This is a genomic window from Micromonospora sp. NPDC048986 (assembly GCF_040649335.1).
GTDB classification, from domain to species: domain Bacteria; phylum Actinomycetota; class Actinomycetes; order Mycobacteriales; family Micromonosporaceae; genus Micromonospora; species Micromonospora alfalfae.
On the sequence record NZ_JBEZFJ010000001.1, the window covers coordinates 716,781 to 732,983 of the forward strand.

The 16,203-nt window shown below is 73.2% G+C and carries 11 protein-coding genes; 8 read left to right on the forward strand and 3 right to left on the reverse strand.

What is annotated here, in order from left to right:
- Positions 1-45: 45 nt before the first annotated feature.
- Positions 46-1,914, reverse strand: a complete 1,869-nt coding sequence (dnaK, locus tag AB0B94_RS03335; RefSeq protein ID WP_357267812.1) for a molecular chaperone DnaK — start codon at positions 1,912-1,914, stop codon at positions 46-48.
- 220 nt (positions 1,915-2,134) lie between these two features.
- On the opposite strand from dnaK, the gene AB0B94_RS03340 reads away from it, so the two are divergent.
- From AB0B94_RS03340 to AB0B94_RS03350, 3 genes are all read left to right on the forward strand, one after another.
- A complete protein-coding gene (locus AB0B94_RS03340; protein WP_357267814.1) occupies positions 2,135-3,955 on the forward strand; it encodes an ABC transporter in 1,821 nt (606 codons plus the stop codon).
- On the forward strand, positions 3,952-5,637 hold the full coding sequence (locus AB0B94_RS03345) for a GTPase (protein ID WP_357267816.1): 1,686 nt from the start codon (positions 3,952-3,954) through the stop codon (positions 5,635-5,637). Before AB0B94_RS03340 ends, AB0B94_RS03345 begins: the two co-directional genes overlap by 4 nt.
- A 75-nt stretch (positions 5,638-5,712) precedes the next feature.
- A complete protein-coding gene (locus AB0B94_RS03350; RefSeq protein WP_357267818.1) occupies positions 5,713-6,936 on the forward strand; it encodes a hypothetical protein in 1,224 nt (407 codons plus the stop codon).
- A gap of 63 nt (positions 6,937-6,999) precedes the next feature.
- Here AB0B94_RS03350 and AB0B94_RS03355 read toward each other — a convergent pair whose 3' ends face one another.
- Together AB0B94_RS03355 and AB0B94_RS03360 are read right to left on the reverse strand one after the other, a co-directional pair.
- Entirely contained in the window at positions 7,000-7,623 is a 624-nt protein-coding gene (locus tag AB0B94_RS03355; protein ID WP_357267820.1) for a phosphatase PAP2 family protein, read from the reverse strand.
- Positions 7,624-7,688: 65 nt separating this feature from the next.
- Positions 7,689-8,606, reverse strand: a complete 918-nt coding sequence (locus AB0B94_RS03360) for a hypothetical protein (RefSeq protein WP_357267822.1) — start codon at positions 8,604-8,606, stop codon at positions 7,689-7,691.
- Between the two features lie 525 nt (positions 8,607-9,131).
- On the opposite strand from AB0B94_RS03360, the gene pdhA reads away from it, so the two are divergent.
- From pdhA to AB0B94_RS03385, 5 genes are all read left to right on the forward strand, one after another.
- On the forward strand, positions 9,132-10,307 hold the full coding sequence (gene pdhA, locus AB0B94_RS03365; protein ID WP_238669744.1) for a pyruvate dehydrogenase (acetyl-transferring) E1 component subunit alpha: 1,176 nt from the start codon (positions 9,132-9,134) through the stop codon (positions 10,305-10,307).
- Positions 10,307-11,296, forward strand: coding sequence for an alpha-ketoacid dehydrogenase subunit beta (locus AB0B94_RS03370; RefSeq protein WP_357267824.1), 990 nt, complete (start codon positions 10,307-10,309; stop codon positions 11,294-11,296). Before pdhA ends, AB0B94_RS03370 begins: the two co-directional genes overlap by 1 nt.
- Entirely contained in the window at positions 11,293-12,801 is a 1,509-nt protein-coding gene (locus tag AB0B94_RS03375; protein ID WP_357267826.1) for a dihydrolipoamide acetyltransferase family protein, read from the forward strand. Before AB0B94_RS03370 ends, AB0B94_RS03375 begins: the two co-directional genes overlap by 4 nt.
- A 218-nt stretch (positions 12,802-13,019) precedes the next feature.
- A complete protein-coding gene (locus AB0B94_RS03380) occupies positions 13,020-13,157 on the forward strand; it encodes a hypothetical protein (RefSeq protein ID WP_165435866.1) in 138 nt (45 codons plus the stop codon).
- Positions 13,158-13,499: 342 nt separating this feature from the next.
- A complete protein-coding gene (locus AB0B94_RS03385; RefSeq protein WP_357267828.1) occupies positions 13,500-16,187 on the forward strand; it encodes a hypothetical protein in 2,688 nt (895 codons plus the stop codon).
- Positions 16,188-16,203: the final 16 nt, after the last annotated feature.

Genomic DNA, 16,203 nt, shown 5'->3' on the forward strand with positions numbered 1-16,203 from the left:
GCTACCTCATCCCCTTCGCGGTGGAAACGTGTCGGAGGCCGACGGTCACTTCTTACCGTCCTCGTCAACGATTTCCGCGTCGACGACGTCGTCGGCGCCGCCGGCCTGCGCGCCGGTCGCACCGGTCGCGCCGGTCGCACCCGGACCGGGCTCGCCACCCGGCTGCTGACCCTGCTCGGCCTGAGACGAGTAGAGCAGCGAACCGGCCTGCTGGGAGACCTGCGCCAGCTTCTCGTGCGCCGACTTGATCTTCTCGATGTCCTGACCGCCAAGGGCGCCGCGCAGCTCGCCGAGCGCCTCGTTGAGCTGCTCGCGGTTCTCACCGGGCAGCTTGTCGCCGCTCTCGGCGAGGAACTTCTCGGTCTGCCACTGGAGCGCCTCGGCCACGTTGCGGGTCTCGGCGTCGTCGCGGCGGCGCTTGTCCTCCTCCGCGTGCTCCTCGGCGTCCCGGCGCATCCGCTCGATGTCGTCCTTCGGCAGCGAGGAGCCGCCGGTGATCGTCATCTTCTGTTCCTTGCCGGTGCCCAGGTCCTTGGCGTGCACGTTGACGATGCCGTTGGCGTCGATGTCGAAGGCGACCTCGATCTGCGGCACGCCGCGCGGCGCCGGCGGGAGGCCGGTCAGCTCGAAGGTGCCGAGCTTCTTGTTGTACGCCGCGATCTCCCGCTCGCCCTGGAACACCTGGATCAGCACCGACGGCTGGTTGTCGTCGGCCGTGGTGAAGACCTCGGAACGCTTGGTCGGGATGGTGGTGTTGCGCTCGATCAGCTTGGTGAAGATGCCGCCCTTGGTCTCGATGCCCAGGCTCAGCGGGGTCACGTCGAGCAGCAGGACGTCCTTGACCTCACCCTTGAGCACACCGGCCTGGAGGGCGGCGCCGACGGCGACGACCTCGTCCGGGTTGACGCCCTTGTTGGGGTCGCGGCCGGTGAGCTGCTTGACCAGGTCGGTCACGGCGGGCATCCGGGTCGAACCGCCGACCAGGATGACGTGCTCGACGTCGGAGATCTTGATCCCGGCGTCCTTGACGGCCTGCTCGAACGGGCCCTTGCAACGGTCCAGCAGGTCCTGCGTCATCCGCTGGAACTCGGCGCGGCTGAGCGTCACGTCGAGGTGCAGCGGGCCGGCCGCGCCGGCCGTGATGTACGGCAGGTTGATGTTGGTGGTGGTAGCGGCGGACAGCTCGATCTTGGCCTTCTCGGCGGCCTCACGGAGCCGCTGGAGGGCCATCTTGTCCTGACCGAGGTCGATGCCGTGCTCACCGCGGAACGTCTTGACCAGGTGGTCGATGATCCGCTGGTCCCAGTCGTCGCCACCGAGGTGGTTGTCACCGCTGGTCGACTTGACCTCGATGACGCCCTCGGCCAACTCCAGCAGCGACACGTCGAAGGTGCCGCCGCCGAGGTCGAAGACCAGGACGGTCTGCTCCTTGGAGCCCTTGTCCAGCCCGTACGCCAGGGCGGCGGCGGTCGGCTCGTTGACGATCCGCAGCACGTTGAAGCCGGCGATCTCACCGGCCTCCTTGGTGGCCTGGCGCTGGCTGTCGTTGAAGTAGGCCGGGACGGTGATCACCGCGTCGGTGATCTGCTCGCCCAGGTACGCCTCGGCGTCCCGCTTGAGCTTCATCAGCGTCCGGGCCGAGATCTCCTGCGGGGTGTACTTCTTGCCGTCGATGTCGACGGACCAGTTCGTGCCGACCTCCCGCTTGACCGACCGGATAGTCCGGTCCGGGTTGGTCACTGCCTGGCGCTTGGCGACCTCACCGACGAGCACCTCGCCGTTGCGGGCGAACGCGACGATCGAAGGAGTCGTCCGCGACCCCTCAGCGTTGGCGATGACGGTGGGCTCACCGCCCTCGAGAACGCTGACGCAGGAGTTCGTCGTGCCGAGGTCGATACCGACCGCACGTGCCATCTTCGCTTCCTCGCTTCGTAAGGTTGTGCAGGTGACGGGCGTCGCCCGTGGGCTGCTGGCGAGCACCGCCCGCAGCGGGCCCCACCACAAGTTGAGTGAACTGGACTCAATAGTGCCACGCGTTGGCCAATCGTCAAGTTGACTTGAGTCAACCCGACGCAACCCAGCCGTTATTACCGTCCGGTTGTCTTCCCTTGCATCGGTCGGGCACGCTTTAGCGGTGACGACGCACGGCGATCCCGCCACCCATTCCGGTGCGCCCGCCGTCGCAGCCCGCACCGACCCGCCGGACGCCGCGGGGGAGCCGCCCGCCACTACCGGGGACGACAGCCTCCCCGGCGCACTGTCGGGCCTCCGGGAGGCGATCGGCGCGGCCCGGTATCCCCTCGCGCTGCCCTCTGCCAACGCTGCCCGGCACAGCGCCACAGCACTCACCGACCAGCTCGACGACTACCTGCTGCCCCGGCTCGCCCGGTTGGACGCGCCACTGCTCGTGGTGGTCGGCGGCTCCACCGGCGCGGGTAAGTCGACCCTGGTCAACAGCCTCGTCAAGGCCCGGGTCAGCGCGGCCGGCGTGCTCCGGCCGACCACCCGCTCCCCGGTGCTGGTCTGCAACCCGTCCGACGCGGCCTGGTTTCGGCAGGGTGACCTGCTGCCCGGGCTGACCCGCACCACCGAGCCGAGCGACGATCCGCGCGCCCTGCACCTCGTCACCGCCCCGGCCCTCCCCGCCGGGCTGGCCTTCCTCGACGCGCCCGACATCGACTCGGTCGTCGACGCCAACCGGGCGCTCGCCACCCAACTGCTGGCCGCCGCCGACCTGTGGCTCTTCGTCACCACCGCCGCCCGGTACGCCGACGCGGTGCCCTGGGAGCTGCTGCGCAGTGCCCGGGCGCGCGGCGCGGTGATCGCCATGGTGCTGGACCGGGTGCCCGCCGAGGCCACCGACGAGATCGCCGCGCACCTGACCGAGATGCTCGCCGAGCAGGACCTCGGCCGGGCGCCGCTGTTCGTGTTGCCCGAGACCTGGGTCGACGGTCAGGGGCTGCTGCCCGAGGGAGTGACCGCCCCACTGGCCGACTGGTTCGCCCGGTTGGCCGCCGACGTGGACGCGCGGGCGGCGGTGGTCCGCCAGACCCTCGACGGGGCGCTGGCCGCACTCCACCCCGCCGTGGAGGATCTGGCCGACGCCGCCGACGAGCAGCTCGCCGCCGCCGACGGGCTGGACGAACGGGTCCTGGCCGCGTATCGGGCTGCCGAGCGCACCGTCGAGCAGGGGCTCCAGGACGGCCGGCTGCTGCGGGGTGAGGTGCTCGCCCGCTGGCAGGAGTTCGTCGGCACCGGCGAGCTGTTCCGCACACTGGAGGCACGGATCGGCCGCCTCCGGGACCGGGTGGTGGCTGCCGTCACCGGTCGGCCGGCGCCCGCCGCCGAGCTGCGCAACGCCATCGAGTCCCAACTGGTGACGCTGCTGCGCGGGGTGGCCTCGGAGGCCGCCGAGTCCGCGTACACCGGGTGGAAGGCACACCCGGCCGGCGCGGGGCTGCTCGACCCGGCGCTCGCCCACCCGAGCGACGACCTGCCCGAACGCGCCGAGCGCATGGTCCGGGACTGGCAGCGCGGTGTGCTGGAGCTGGTCCGGGTCGAGGGCGGTGACAAGCGGTTCGTGGCCCGCACCGCCGCGTACGCGGTGAACGCCACCGGGCTGGCCGTGATGATCGCCGTCTTCGCCTCCACCGCGTTCATCCCGACCGGGCTGGAGCTGGCCACCGGGGCCGGCACCACTGTCGCCGCACAGGCCGTCCTCCAGGCGATCTTCGGCGACCAGGCGGTGCGTACCCTCGCCGCCAAGGCCCGCACCGACCTGCTGGACCGGGTGCGGACGCTGCTCGCCGCGGAGGCCGACCGCTTCCTGAGCCGCACCGCCGACGCCCGCCCCGCCGAAGACGCCGGCGACGGTCTGCGCCGGGCCGCCGGCCGGGTCGAGCTGGCCCGGCACCGCAGCGGCCTGTCCGCCGCCGACGAGGAGGGTTCCCGGTGAGCAACATCGCCGGCCGGGTCCGCGAGGTGTTCCGTGGGGACCAGCGGGTCGACGCCGACGCGCTGATCGCCCGCCTGGACGCGGTACGCCGGTTCCTGACCGCCGTGGACGGTCTGCTGCCGGACGCCGACCTGGTGCCCGCGCACACGGTGGTGGAGCGGGCCGGCACCCGGCTCACACTGTCCCGGGACCACACGGTGGTCGCCCTGGCCGGCGCCACCGGCAGTGGCAAGTCCAGCCTCTTCAACGCGCTGGCCCAACTGGAGCTGTCGCCGGTCGGGGTCCGCCGGCCGACCACCGGCGTCACCCACGCCTGCGTGTGGGGGCCGCTGGAGGGCGCCAACCATCTGCTCGACTGGATCGGCGTGCTGCCCCGACACCGCTTCGTCCGGGAGAGCGCCCTGGACGCTGACGACGAGACGGCCCTGCACGGGCTGATCCTGCTCGACCTGCCCGACTTCGACTCGGTGCAGCGATCGCACCGGCTCGAGGTGGACCGGCTCCTGGGCCTGGTGGACCAGGTGGTCTGGGTGGTCGACCCGCAGAAGTACGCCGACCGGGTCATTCACGACAGCTACCTGCGCGAGTTCCACAGGCACCGCGACGTCACAGTGGTAGTGCTCAACCAGGCCGACCGGCTCCCCCCGGCCGAGGTGCCCCGGGTCCTGGACGATCTGCGTCGGCTGCTCGACACGGACGGGCTGACCGGGGTGCCCCTGCTGGCCACCACCGCCATCGACCCTGCCGGGATGGTCGGGCTGCGCAACGCGCTGGAGCGCACTGTCGCCGAGCGGCAGGCCGCGTTGCGCCGGCTCGCGGGTGATGTCGACACTGTCGTCGCCGGCCTGGACGAGCTGGTCGGTTCGGCCCGGCCGGCGGGCGGGCCGGACGACACAGCCGTCAACGGGCTGAACCGGGCGTTGGCCGGGGCGGCCGGGGTGCCAGCGGTGACCGAGGCCGTGGAGCGGGCGTACCGGCACCGGGCCGGCGCGGCCACCGGCTGGCCCGTGGTCCGGGGCTGGCGGCGGTTGCGACCCGACCCGCTGCGTCGGCTGCACCTGCCCGGCCCGACCGGCGACCAGGCCGACCCGGCGGAGAGCCTGGTAGCGGCCACCTCGGTACCTGACCCGACGGCCGCCCAACGTTCGGCGCTCGGCCTCGCCATCCGCGCGGTGGCCGACCGGGCCGCCGACGGCCTGCCCGCCGCCTGGCCCGGCGCGGTCACCTCCGCCGCCCGGTCCCGCCTCGGCGACCTGCCGGACGCCCTGGATCGCACGATCGCCGGCACCGACCTCGGCCTCGACCGTCGCCCGCTGTGGTGGCGGATCGTCGGCGGTGTGCAGTGGTTGGTCACCCTCGCCGCTGTGGTCGGGCTGGGCTGGTTGGTGCTCGGCTACGCGCTGCGAGCGCTCGGCCTGCCGGCGCTGGACAACCCGATGGTCGGCCAGGTGCCGCTGCCGACCGTCCTGCTGCTCGGCGGCCTGCTGGCCGGGCTGCTGGTGGCGGCGCTGACCCGGCCGGTGGTGCGCTGGGCCGCCCGGCGCGCCCGGTCCCGCGCCGACCAGCGGCTGACGGCGCGGGTCGCCCAGGTGGGCGACGAGTACGTGCTGGCTCCGGTACGGATCGTGCTCGGCTCGTACGCCCAGGCCCGGGACGCGCTGCGGGACGCCGCAGGCCGCTGACGCTGGGCACGCCGCCGACGCTCCGCACGGCTCGCTACCGCTCTGCGTACGCCTCGGGCGGCGTAGGGTCGGAGCATGGCCACGCCTCAGACCCCCTACGACGCGGTGCTGCACGCCGCACGCGACGTGACCAAGCTGGAGTCCGCCCTCGACGCCGAGATGCTCGGCAGCGCCCTGCTGGGCAGTGTCTACGCGATCGCGGAGACCGACCGCGACGCCGCCGTACGGGAGTTCGTCACCGGCTTCCTCGCCGCCACCGCCCGCCGCAGGGTCGCGGCGGCGACCACCATCCGGCAGGTCTTCGCCACGCTCGTCCCGACCGCCGAGGGCACCGATCGGGTGCGCGCGGGCAGCCAGGCGCCCACCTGGACAGCCCAGCTCGGCCGGGTGCACCTCACCGGCACCTGGGCGTACGGCGACGTGTACGGCGACCAGACCTCCTACCTCGCGACCTTCGCCTACGACGACGAGTCCGGCGGCTCGGAGCACGCGCTGGTGGCCCTGGTGGACCACAACATCGGGATCACCAAGGACATCTTCGTGGGCGGGCCGGCCGAACGGATCCTGGACCAGGTCCGGCAGATGTGCGCCGACGACGAGCTGACCTGGTTCCGGACCGAAGATCCAGCCCGGTTCCGGGGCGAGGTGGCACGCCATCTGGCGGTCACCGACGACCTGGGCGAGTTGCCTGGCGAGGGGTCGCTCGCCACCGACCGAGCATTGGTCGGAGCCCGCCTGGCGGTGCTGCCCACCGCTGTCGACCCGACCGGTCCGGCGGAGGTCGAACCGCTCTCCGCGGCCGAGCGCACCGACCTGGTCCGACGGTTCCTCGGCGCGCCGGAGGCCGCCCGCTTCGGGCTGGACGCCGTCGACGGGCCGGAGTTGGCCTCCCTGCACTTCTGCCTGAGCCTGCTGCTGGACCACTCGGCGAGCTTCCCGGACGCCGACCCGATGCGCTGGAGCCCCGCGGTGTCCGGGCTCTTCCTGCTCGACTGGGTGCACCGCCGGGCCGTACTGGACATGGACGACGCGGCGATGCTTCCCCGGGTGCTGCGGGCCTGGGCGCGGTACGCGTCGCGCCAGCGCGGGCTGCCCGAGGCGGCGGCGACGCGCACCGACGAGGCGATCGAGGAGATGGTGCCGGAGTTCGCCCGCCTCTACTCGACCGGTGAGCGGCGCAGCGCGGCCACCGCAGCGGTGGCCCAGCTGATGGCCGACGGGGTGGACCCGGACGACCCGGCCGCGCTGGACGCGTGGATCGAGGCGAACCGCCACCGCCTCGCCGACGACGGCGCCTGACGACGTCCGAGGGTGGGTGGCTACACGCCGCCCTCCCTCGGCTCGCCCAGCGGGGCCTGGGGGCTAGCGCAGCGGGCCGAAGATCACCGCGGCGATCAGGGCGCCGAGCGCACCTCCGGTCAGCACCTGCGCCAGCGTGTGGTCTTTCAGCCGTACCCGGGACCAGCCGACCACCGCCAGCAGCGGTGCGGCGACGACCAGCCGGGTCCCGAAGGTCAGCATCAGGATGACCAGCGTGCCGGCGGCCACCGCCGAGTGGATCGACATCTTCCACCAGTGGCTGACCGACACGGCGACGACGAGGCCGACAAGGCCGGACACCGCCAGTGCCAGCACCTGGCGGGGCGCGCCGAGCACGGCGAGCAGGGCGAGCCCCGCAGCGACCGAACCGAGGCCGACCAGCAACGGCGCCCGGCGCTGCTCCCGGCGGCCGACGTGGTGGTCGGTGAGCCGGCCACGGCGTACCCCGCCGACGATGTAGGCGAACGGAATGCCGGTGACGAAGAGAGTGGCGAGCAGACCCCAGACCAGGCCCTGACCGGGGCGGCTGGCACTGTGCCAGCTCACCGTGATGATCAGCAGCGACACGAGCACCGCCGGGGCGGTCACCTCGGTGACCAGCCGGGCGATCCGCAACCCCGGGCCGGGCCGGGTGGCGACCGGGCGGGGTTCCGCACCGCCGCCCACGCCGCCCCCTCCGGTACGCGCCTACCGCCGAACGCCGCCGTCGCCGGACTGGCCGCGCCTGATCGTCACCGTACCGTCGGCGACGCCGCGGGGTCTGTCGGTCCGGCCAGTGGCGCCGGGCTGACGCTGGGCGTCGAGGCGACGACCGACGGCGACGGGATCGCCGGGCTGGGTCGACGGGTCGGTACCGCGGTCGGCGTGGGTGTGGGGGCCGGGACGGACCGGGTGCTGGTCGGTACGGCGGTCGCTGTCGCGTCGTCGGTCGGCGTGGGTGTCGGCCCCAACGTCGGCCCCAGCGTGGGCGTCGGTTCCACGGTCAGGGTCGGGGTCGGATCGGGATCGGCCGAGCCGGTCGGGTCCGGCGAGTCGGTCGGGTCCGGCGAGTCGGTCGGGTCCGGCGAGTCGGTCGGGTCCGGCGAGTCGGTCGGGTCCGGTGGGTCGGTGGGGTCGGGGTCGGTCGGGGTCGGGTCCGGTGGGTCGGTGGGGTCGGGGTTGGTCGGCGGTGGCGGGGCAACGGGCGGGGGTACCGGAGGCGAGGTGCTCCGCGTGGGTTTCGGTGCCGCCGGCGGGGCGGTCGTCCACCGGCCGGGCCCGGCATCGGCGGCGGGCCCTTCCCGTGGACGCGACGGGGCGGCCGGGAGCCAGCCGCTGGTCGGGTCGACACTGGGTGTGCCGAGCGGGGGAAGCGGTGGTTGGCTGGTCATCGGCATGGGGATCACCACCGGCCCGACGGACGGGGTCGGCATGAACGGGGTGCTGCTGTCCGGTAGGGCGGTGCTGCCCGGGGTGGCCGAGCCCGCGCTGATCGCGGCGAGGATGGGCATCGACGCCGTGCCGGCCAGCAGCGCGACGGTGAGCAGGTAACCGCGGGAGGGGCCACCGGCGCCGGGGGCCCGGTGGACACCGACCACCCGGCGGTAACCGCCGGGCGACCGGTGCCGACCAAGCGCTGGTGTGCCGGGACCGTCACCTGGCTCGTACACCGCACACCCCTAGTCGTCGGCCGTCGGAGGACACGAATGGACGCCACCGGGGGGCTAAAACCCGACAATTAACCCGATAGGCGCGATCCTGCGGGAATCAGCCTCGCGCAGTCACCCTCGGTCAGCCAACCTCCACCGCGTGTCGACACGCAGTGCTGCCCGAACGGTGACGAATCGTGGCGCAACGCATGGGAAACGCGGGCCGGCATGATGGCGACAAACGGCGTCAAAACATGGGCTGTCGGATTGCGGAGGCAGGCGTACTGTGGGCGCGCTCACCTGCTCTGCGAATATGGAGCACGACGGCAACGCAGCCGTGACCTCCGCGCACCCTCGCGGCAGGCGCGGTTGAGCGCCGGCGCTCCCGATCCGGGTTCGGCCAGAACCCGGATCACGCCGTGCGGCAACCCCCACCGGGGCTAGGCGCGGCCGCCAGGAACCGGTCCGGCAGCAGCCGGGCAGGCGCACGAGTTGCGCGGCCGGGTGACCCCCCGGTGCCGACGCAGACACGACAGGGAGAGACCGATGGCAAAGGGCGACCCCGGGGGCACCACCCGCAGCAGGCGGGCTGCACCCCGCTCCAGGAAGGGCGCGGCCGGCGACCCCGCGCTGGTGCAGCTCCTCACCCCCGAAGGTGAACGGATCGACAGCGCCACCGGGCCGGACGGCACCGAGTACCGCGTCGACTTCACCGACGAGGAATACCGCGGTCTCTACCGCGACCTGGTGCTGGTCCGGAAGCTGGACGCCGAGGCGACCGCTCTCCAGCGCCAGGGCGAGCTGGGCCTCTGGGCCAGCCTGCTCGGCCAGGAAGCCGCCCAGGTCGGCTCCGGGCGGGCGCTGCGTACCCAGGACATGGCCTTCCCGACCTACCGGGAGCACGGCGTCCTCTACTGCCGGGGCATCGACCCGATCATGCCGCTCGGCCTGTTCCGCGGCGTCGACCAGGGCGGCTGGGACCCGAACGAGTTCAAGTTCAACATGTACACGATCGTCATCGGGGCGCAGACCCTGCACGCGACCGGCTACGCGATGGGGATCACCATCGACGGCAAGACCGGCACCGACGACGGCGAGGCGGCGATCGCCTACTTCGGCGACGGCGCCACCAGTCAGGGCGACGTGAACGAGGCGTTCGTCTGGGCCAGCGTCTTCAACGCGCCGCTGGTCTTCTTCTGCCAGAACAACCAGTACGCGATCTCCGAACCGCTGGAGCGGCAGACCCGTGTCCCGCTCTACCAGCGGGCCGCCGGCTTCGGCTTCCCCGGCGTACGGGTGGACGGCAACGACGTGCTCGCCACGTACGCGGTCACCCGCACCGCGCTGGACAACGCCCGCCTCGGGCAGGGCCCGAGCCTGATCGAGGCGTACACCTACCGGATGGGCGCGCACACCACCTCCGACGACCCGACCCGCTACCGCATCGCCAGCGAGGTCGAGGCGTGGCAGGCAAAGGACCCGATCGCCCGGGTCAAGGCCTTCCTGGAGAAGCAGCAGATCGCCGACGCGGGCTTCTTCGCCGAGGTCGACGAGCAGGCCCGCCGCGAGTCGGTGCACCTGCGCGAGCGGGTGCTCGAAATGCCGGACCCGGAGCCGGTGACGATGTTCGACAACGTCTACCCCAACGGGTCTCCGCTGCTCGACGAGCAGCGCGCGAAGTTCAGCCGCTACATGGAGTCGTTCGAGGGGAGCGCCCACTGATGGCCACGGAGACGCTCACCATCGGCAAGGCCCTAAACACCGGTCTGCGCCGCGCCCTGGAGAACGACCCCAAGGTCGTCATCATGGGCGAGGACGTCGGCAAGCTCGGCGGCGTCTTCCGGATCACCGACGGTCTCCAGAAGGACTTCGGCGACCAGCGGGTGATCGACACCCCGTTGGCCGAGTCCGGCATCATCGGCACCGCTGTCGGTCTGGCCATCCGCGGCTACCGGCCGGTCTGCGAGATCCAGTTCGACGGCTTCGTCTACCCCGCGTACGACCAGATCGTCTCGCAGGTGGCGAAGATGCACTACCGCTCGGGCGGCCGGCTCAGCATCCCCATGGTGATCCGGATCCCGTTCGGTGGCGGCATCGGCGCTGTGGAGCACCACTCCGAGTCGCCGGAGGCGTACTTCGCGCACACCGCCGGCCTGAAGGTGGTGACCTGCGCCAACCCGCAGGACGCGTACGTGATGATCCAGCAGGCCATCGCCTCGGACGACCCGATCGTCTTCCTGGAGCCCAAGCGGCGCTACTGGGAGAAGGGCCAGGTCGACCTGGACGCGCCGCTGTCCGACGCGTACCCCCTGCACTCGGCCCGGGTCGTGCGGCCCGGCACCGACGTCACAGTGCTGGCCTACGGTCCGATGGTGCGGACCTGCCTGGATGCGGCGAGCGCCGCCGCCGAGGACGGCCGGGAGTTGGAGGTCATCGACCTGCGCTCGCTCTCGCCGCTGGACCTGACCGCGGCGTACGAGTCGGTGAAGCGCACCGGCCGTGTGGTCGTGGTGCACGAGGCGCCGTCCAACATCGGCCTCGGCGCCGAGTTGGCCGCCCGGATCACCGAGGAGTGTTTCTACTCCCTGGAGTCGCCGGTGCTGCGGGTGACCGGCTTCGACACCCCCTACCCGGCCGCCCGGGTGGAGGAGGAGTACCTGCCCGACCTCGATCGGGTGCTCGACGCCGTCGACCGCACCTTCGGCTGGTGAGCGACATGTCCCGGATCAAGACGTTCAACCTGCCCGACCTGGGTGAAGGGCTGACCGAGGGCGAGATCCTGGCCTGGCTGGTCAAGGTCGGCGACACCATCGAGCTGAACCAGCCGATCGTCGAGGTGGAGACGGCGAAGGCGGCGGTGGAGATCCCGGCGAAGTGGGCCGGCCAGGTCCAGGCGATCCACCACCCGGAGGGCACCACTGTCGAGGTCGGTACGCCGATCATCGCGATCGACACCGACCCGGGCGCCGGGCCGCTGGACGCGCCGTCGACCACGGCCACGCCCAGCGGTGACCTGCCCACCCCGTCGGCGGCCTCGCTGGCGGCGGTGGAGGTGGCACCGGCCGAGGGCATGATCGAGCCCGGCCTGATCGGCGGCGCGGCCCCTGGCGGGCGGACGGCGGTGCTTGTCGGCTACGGCCCGCGTACCACCGCCGCGAAGCGTCGCCCCCGCAAGGGCGCGGTCCCGGCGCAGGCCGTGACGGCGCCCGCCGCCCCCGCTGGGGTCGATCAAGGAGTTGTGGTGGGTGACACAACAGCCGCGACCGCCACGATTCCGGCACCACAAGTGCATGATCGGCGCGGTGGGGCGGTGGCGAGCCGTGGGGCGACCGGCGGGGTGCTGGCCAAGCCGCCGGTGCGCAAGCTCGCCAAGGACCTCGGGGTCGACCTCGCCACGTTGACCGGGTCGGGTCCGCTCGGCTCGATCACCCGGGAGGACGTGCAGCAGGCGGCGAGCGGAGCGAGCGTGGCGGTCGCCGAGCCGATCGCGGCGACGACGGCGCCCAGCTTCGGCGCGGACCGGGAGCAACGCATCCCGGTCAAGGGCGTCCGCAAGCTGACCGCCGAGAACATGTCCCGCTCGGCGTTCACCGCCCCGCACGTGACGGAGTTCCTGACCGTCGACGTCACCCGGGCGATGAAGGCCCTGGACCGGCTGCGCGGCCGACGGGAGTGGCGCGACGTACGGGTCTCGCCGCTGCTGCTGGTGGCGAAGGCGGTGCTGCTCGCGGTGCAGCGGCACCCGATGGTCAACTCGACCTGGGCGGGCGACGAGATCGTGGTGAAGGAGTACGTCAACCTCGGCATCGCGGCGGCCACCGAGCGCGGTCTGATCGTGCCCAACGTCAAGGACGCCGGCCGACTCTCGCTGCGGGAGTTGGCGGACGCGCTGACCGACCTGGTGCAGACGGCGAAGTCCGGCCGCACCTCGCCGGCGGCCATGTCGGGCGGCACCCTAACCATCACCAACGTCGGCGTGTTCGGGGTGGACACCGGCACACCGATCCTGCCGCCGGGTGAGTCCGCGATCCTGGCCTTCGGCGCGGTGCGGGAGATGCCCTGGGTGCACAAGGGCAAGGTCAAGGTTCGCCAGGTCACCACGCTGGGGCTGAGCTTCGACCACCGGATCATCGACGGTGAGCTGGGCTCGAAGTTCCTGCGGGACATCGGCGACTTCCTCACGGATCCGGAGGCGGCGCTGCTCGCCTGGACCTGATCGTTTCGAACGCCAGCCACGGCCGGTGTGCCACGGGTTAACACCCGGCACACCGGCCGTGTCCGTTGGGCGACGGAACCGTCGGTCAGATGGCCTGTTGACCTTTGATTGTTAGGCAAGTGTCTCAGCTCACCTAATAATCGATGGAAGTTCGCCGGCTTCTCCTGTTGAATAGACGCATCAGGGGCTGACAACCGAATAGCTAGGGGGACCCACCAATGAGCATGATCGAGCGAATCCGCAACCACCGCGACGCGACCCGCCGCGCCCGTGCCATCGAGCACGCGCTGCGCTCGGCGAACTCGCCGGCGGTTCGCGAGGAAATCCTCGTCATCGCCCAGCGTCACATGAGCTGACGCTCCACTACATTCCTCACCTCCTCCAGATCGATGGCCCACCCGGCCCACCGGGTGGGCCATCGGCGTTTCCCAACCACCACCACCGGGATTCCGCCCTGCCGCAGCGCCCGGTACGGTGGGCTTCGGTCGCCGCCCGCCGACCCGGCAGAGGCCGAGCCGACAGAACTGCTCGACATCAACCGGCAACGGTGAGTGACGGCCAGTGCTCCTTGGACGTGTCGTGCCACCACCCGATACCGTGCGGGGAGCCGGCACAGCGGTACGCCGGTGACGCCGGCAGCCACGCCGAGGAGACCGATCGGCACCGGCGAGCCGACATGTGATGGAGGAGGCGCACCCATGACGTCCGAGGGCCCGCACCGACCCGGCCAAGAGCCGGACGAGGTGTCACCGGGCGCCGGCGGACCGGCGCCGTACGGCGACCGCCCGGCGCAGCCGGACAACGGCCAGAACGCCGCCGGCCCCGACCTGGGCTGGGCGCCCCCGCCCCCGACGCGGCCCAACCCGTCGGCGCCGGCATGGGCGACCCAGTCCGAGCAGCCCACAGGCCCCGCCTGGGGTGCCGCCGCTGCGCAGCCCAACGACCCGGCGCAGCCCGCCTGGGCCGCCGGTGGTGGCGCGAGCGAGCCGCCGCAGCAGCAGCCCGGCGGGTGGTCCGGCAACGACGGCGCGCCGGCTCCGGCACAGCCCGACCCCTGGGCCGCGCAGCAGCAGGGCTGGACGCCCGCCGAGCAGAGCGCACAGGCACCGACCTGGACCCCGAACGCCCCCGCCGAGCAGCCGGACTGGGTGCAGGCCCAGCCAGCCGCACGGGGCGCCGCGCAGGTTCCCCCGGCCACCGCCGCCTGGCCCGCCCAGGAGGACCCGGCCAACGGCTGGGGCGGCGCGGCGCAGGCCAACCCGCCCGCAGCTGACTGGCGGGCGACCGAATCTCCGCAAGCCGACGCGCCGCAGGCCGCCGGATGGTCCGGAGGTGCCCAGCAGGACCAGGCCGCTGGCAACGGCGGCTGGCCCGCCGGCGGAGCCGCCCGCGACGACCAGCCGGTGTGGACGCCGGCCGAGCAGTCGCCACCGACCTGGGGCCAGCCCGCCGAAGCGACCGAGCAGCCCGCCCCCGGCTGGGGTCAGGCCGCCCAGCCGAGCCCGGCCCGTGGTGCCGCCCAGGTCCCGGCCCCGACGACGAACTGGCCGGCGCAGGACGATCCGGCCAACTCCGGCGGGTGGGCCGCGCAGCAGCAGCAGGCGCAGCCCGCACAGTGGAACGACGGCGGCGACGCACGGCAGGACCAGCCCGCGCAGCCGGCCGCCTGGGGCGAAGCCGAGGGCCGCCCGCAGCAGCCCGACTGGGTGCTCTCCCAACCGGAGCAGCCGACCGAGCGGCCGGAGCAGGCAGGGTGGACCCCGGCCGAGCCGAGCAACCTCCCCGCCCGGGCCAGCGCCAGCGTGCCCACCAGCGGCGGCGCGCCCAACTGGGCCGCCGGCCCGGACAACGCCGCCCAGGGCAACCCCGGCGGCGTGCCGGAGGCCGAGCCGTGGGCTCCCGGTGAGGTGTGGGGTCGCGCGGAGGCCGAGGCTTCCGCCCAGTCCCGTGGAGGCTGGGAGGCGGACCGGGGCGACGAGGCACCGGCCTACCAGCCCGGCCCCGCGCCGGGCATCTCGCCGGCGAACGCGGTGCCGCTGCCTCCGCAGGAGCAGCGCGTCCCGGGTGCCAGCCTGGCTGCCGCCCCGCCGTCCGACTACGCGCCCCAGGCCCAGTTCGCTCCGATCCCCGAGCAGCCCGCCTACGCCGAGCGGGAGACCCCGGACACCCCCGCGCAGTACGGTGGTCGCCCCGAGGACGTCTCCGCGGGCGGCGCTGTGGTGCCCGCCCCGCGTACCTCTCCGGAGTCCGGAGCGGGCCGCGCGGTCGTGCCGGTGGCGGACGCCGAGTCGGCAGCCGGCGCAGCGGCCCGGGCCACGGCGAGCGCTTCGGTGCCGCTGGCCAGCCGGGTCATGCCCCCGACCGACCAGGCCATCCGACCGACCGGCACGGCCAACCCGCAACCTCGGGTGTACGGCCGTCCGGCACGACCGGAGCCGGAGGCCGAGCCGGAGCCGGAGGCGTTCCAGGGCGACTCGGGCACCGACCGTCAGGGTGCTCCGGAGTGGCAGAACGACGCGCCCCGGCAGGCCACGCCCGACTGGCAGCACGAGGGGCAGCGGCAGATCGCTCCCGACTGGCAGAACGACGCGCAGCGGCAGGCTGGGCCCGGCTGGGGCGGCGAGGCCCCGGCCGATCCGCGCTTCGACGACCGGCAGCCCGCACCGAACGCGTTCAACGAGGCCCCGTCCGCGCCGCCGGCGTTCCCGCCGGGTGTGCCGTCCTTCGTCGACGCCCCGGGCAACAACAGGCCGATGAACGGCACCCGCCCGCACTCCGGTGCCGAGCCGCCGGCGGACCAGTTCGGCGGCCCCGGGGCGCCTGCCGCCGGCACCGCGAACGCAACGGCGACCTTCGGTGCGCCGAACTTCGGTGGCCCGGGCTCCGGCGCGCCGGGCTTCGGCGGGCCGGCGACCGAACCAGTGCCGGGCGGCGGCTTCCCGCCGTCGTTCCCGCCACCACCGCAGCCCGCACCGTCCTGGGGCCAGGAGGCCGGCCAGAATGACCAGGGCCGATTCGACGCGTTCAAGCCGGACGCCGACGAACCGAAGGTGGAGCCACCGACGCCGAAGGTACGCAACGGCCGGGTGCTGGCCGCGGTGCTGATCGCCGCGATGCTCATCCTGGCGGTGCCGCTCGGCCTGCTGCTGCTGCTCGGCAAGGTCGGCGGAAACGACACGCCGTCCTTCGACCCGGCGGTCGGCACCTGCGTGAAGCAGTCCGGGCAGGGCGGCGCCTCGGCGGCGGACTGCGGCGAGGCGGGCGCGTTCACGATCGTCTCGAAGGTGGACGCCAAGGAGAAGTGCACCGACACGACGCAGCCCCACGTGGTGCTGCCGGGTGAGGGCACCAACCGGGTGCTCTGCCTGAAGCCGGCCACGAAGTAGCTGCACCGACGGCGGG

What these genes read in the sequence shown, in the direction of transcription:
- dnaK (WP_357267812.1), bottom strand. Translation starts at nt 1,914, where the DNA reads ATGGCACGTGCGGTCGGTATCGACCTCGGCACGACGAACTCCTGCGTC.
- AB0B94_RS03350 (WP_357267818.1), top strand. Translation starts at nt 5,713, where the DNA reads ATGGCCACGCCTCAGACCCCCTACGACGCGGTGCTGCACGCCGCACGC.
- pdhA (WP_238669744.1), top strand. Translation starts at nt 9,132, where the DNA reads ATGGCAAAGGGCGACCCCGGGGGCACCACCCGCAGCAGGCGGGCTGCA.
- AB0B94_RS03370 (WP_357267824.1), top strand. Translation starts at nt 10,307, where the DNA reads ATGGCCACGGAGACGCTCACCATCGGCAAGGCCCTAAACACCGGTCTG.
- AB0B94_RS03380 (WP_165435866.1), top strand. Translation starts at nt 13,020, where the DNA reads ATGAGCATGATCGAGCGAATCCGCAACCACCGCGACGCGACCCGCCGC.
- AB0B94_RS03385 (WP_357267828.1), top strand. Translation starts at nt 13,500, where the DNA reads ATGACGTCCGAGGGCCCGCACCGACCCGGCCAAGAGCCGGACGAGGTG.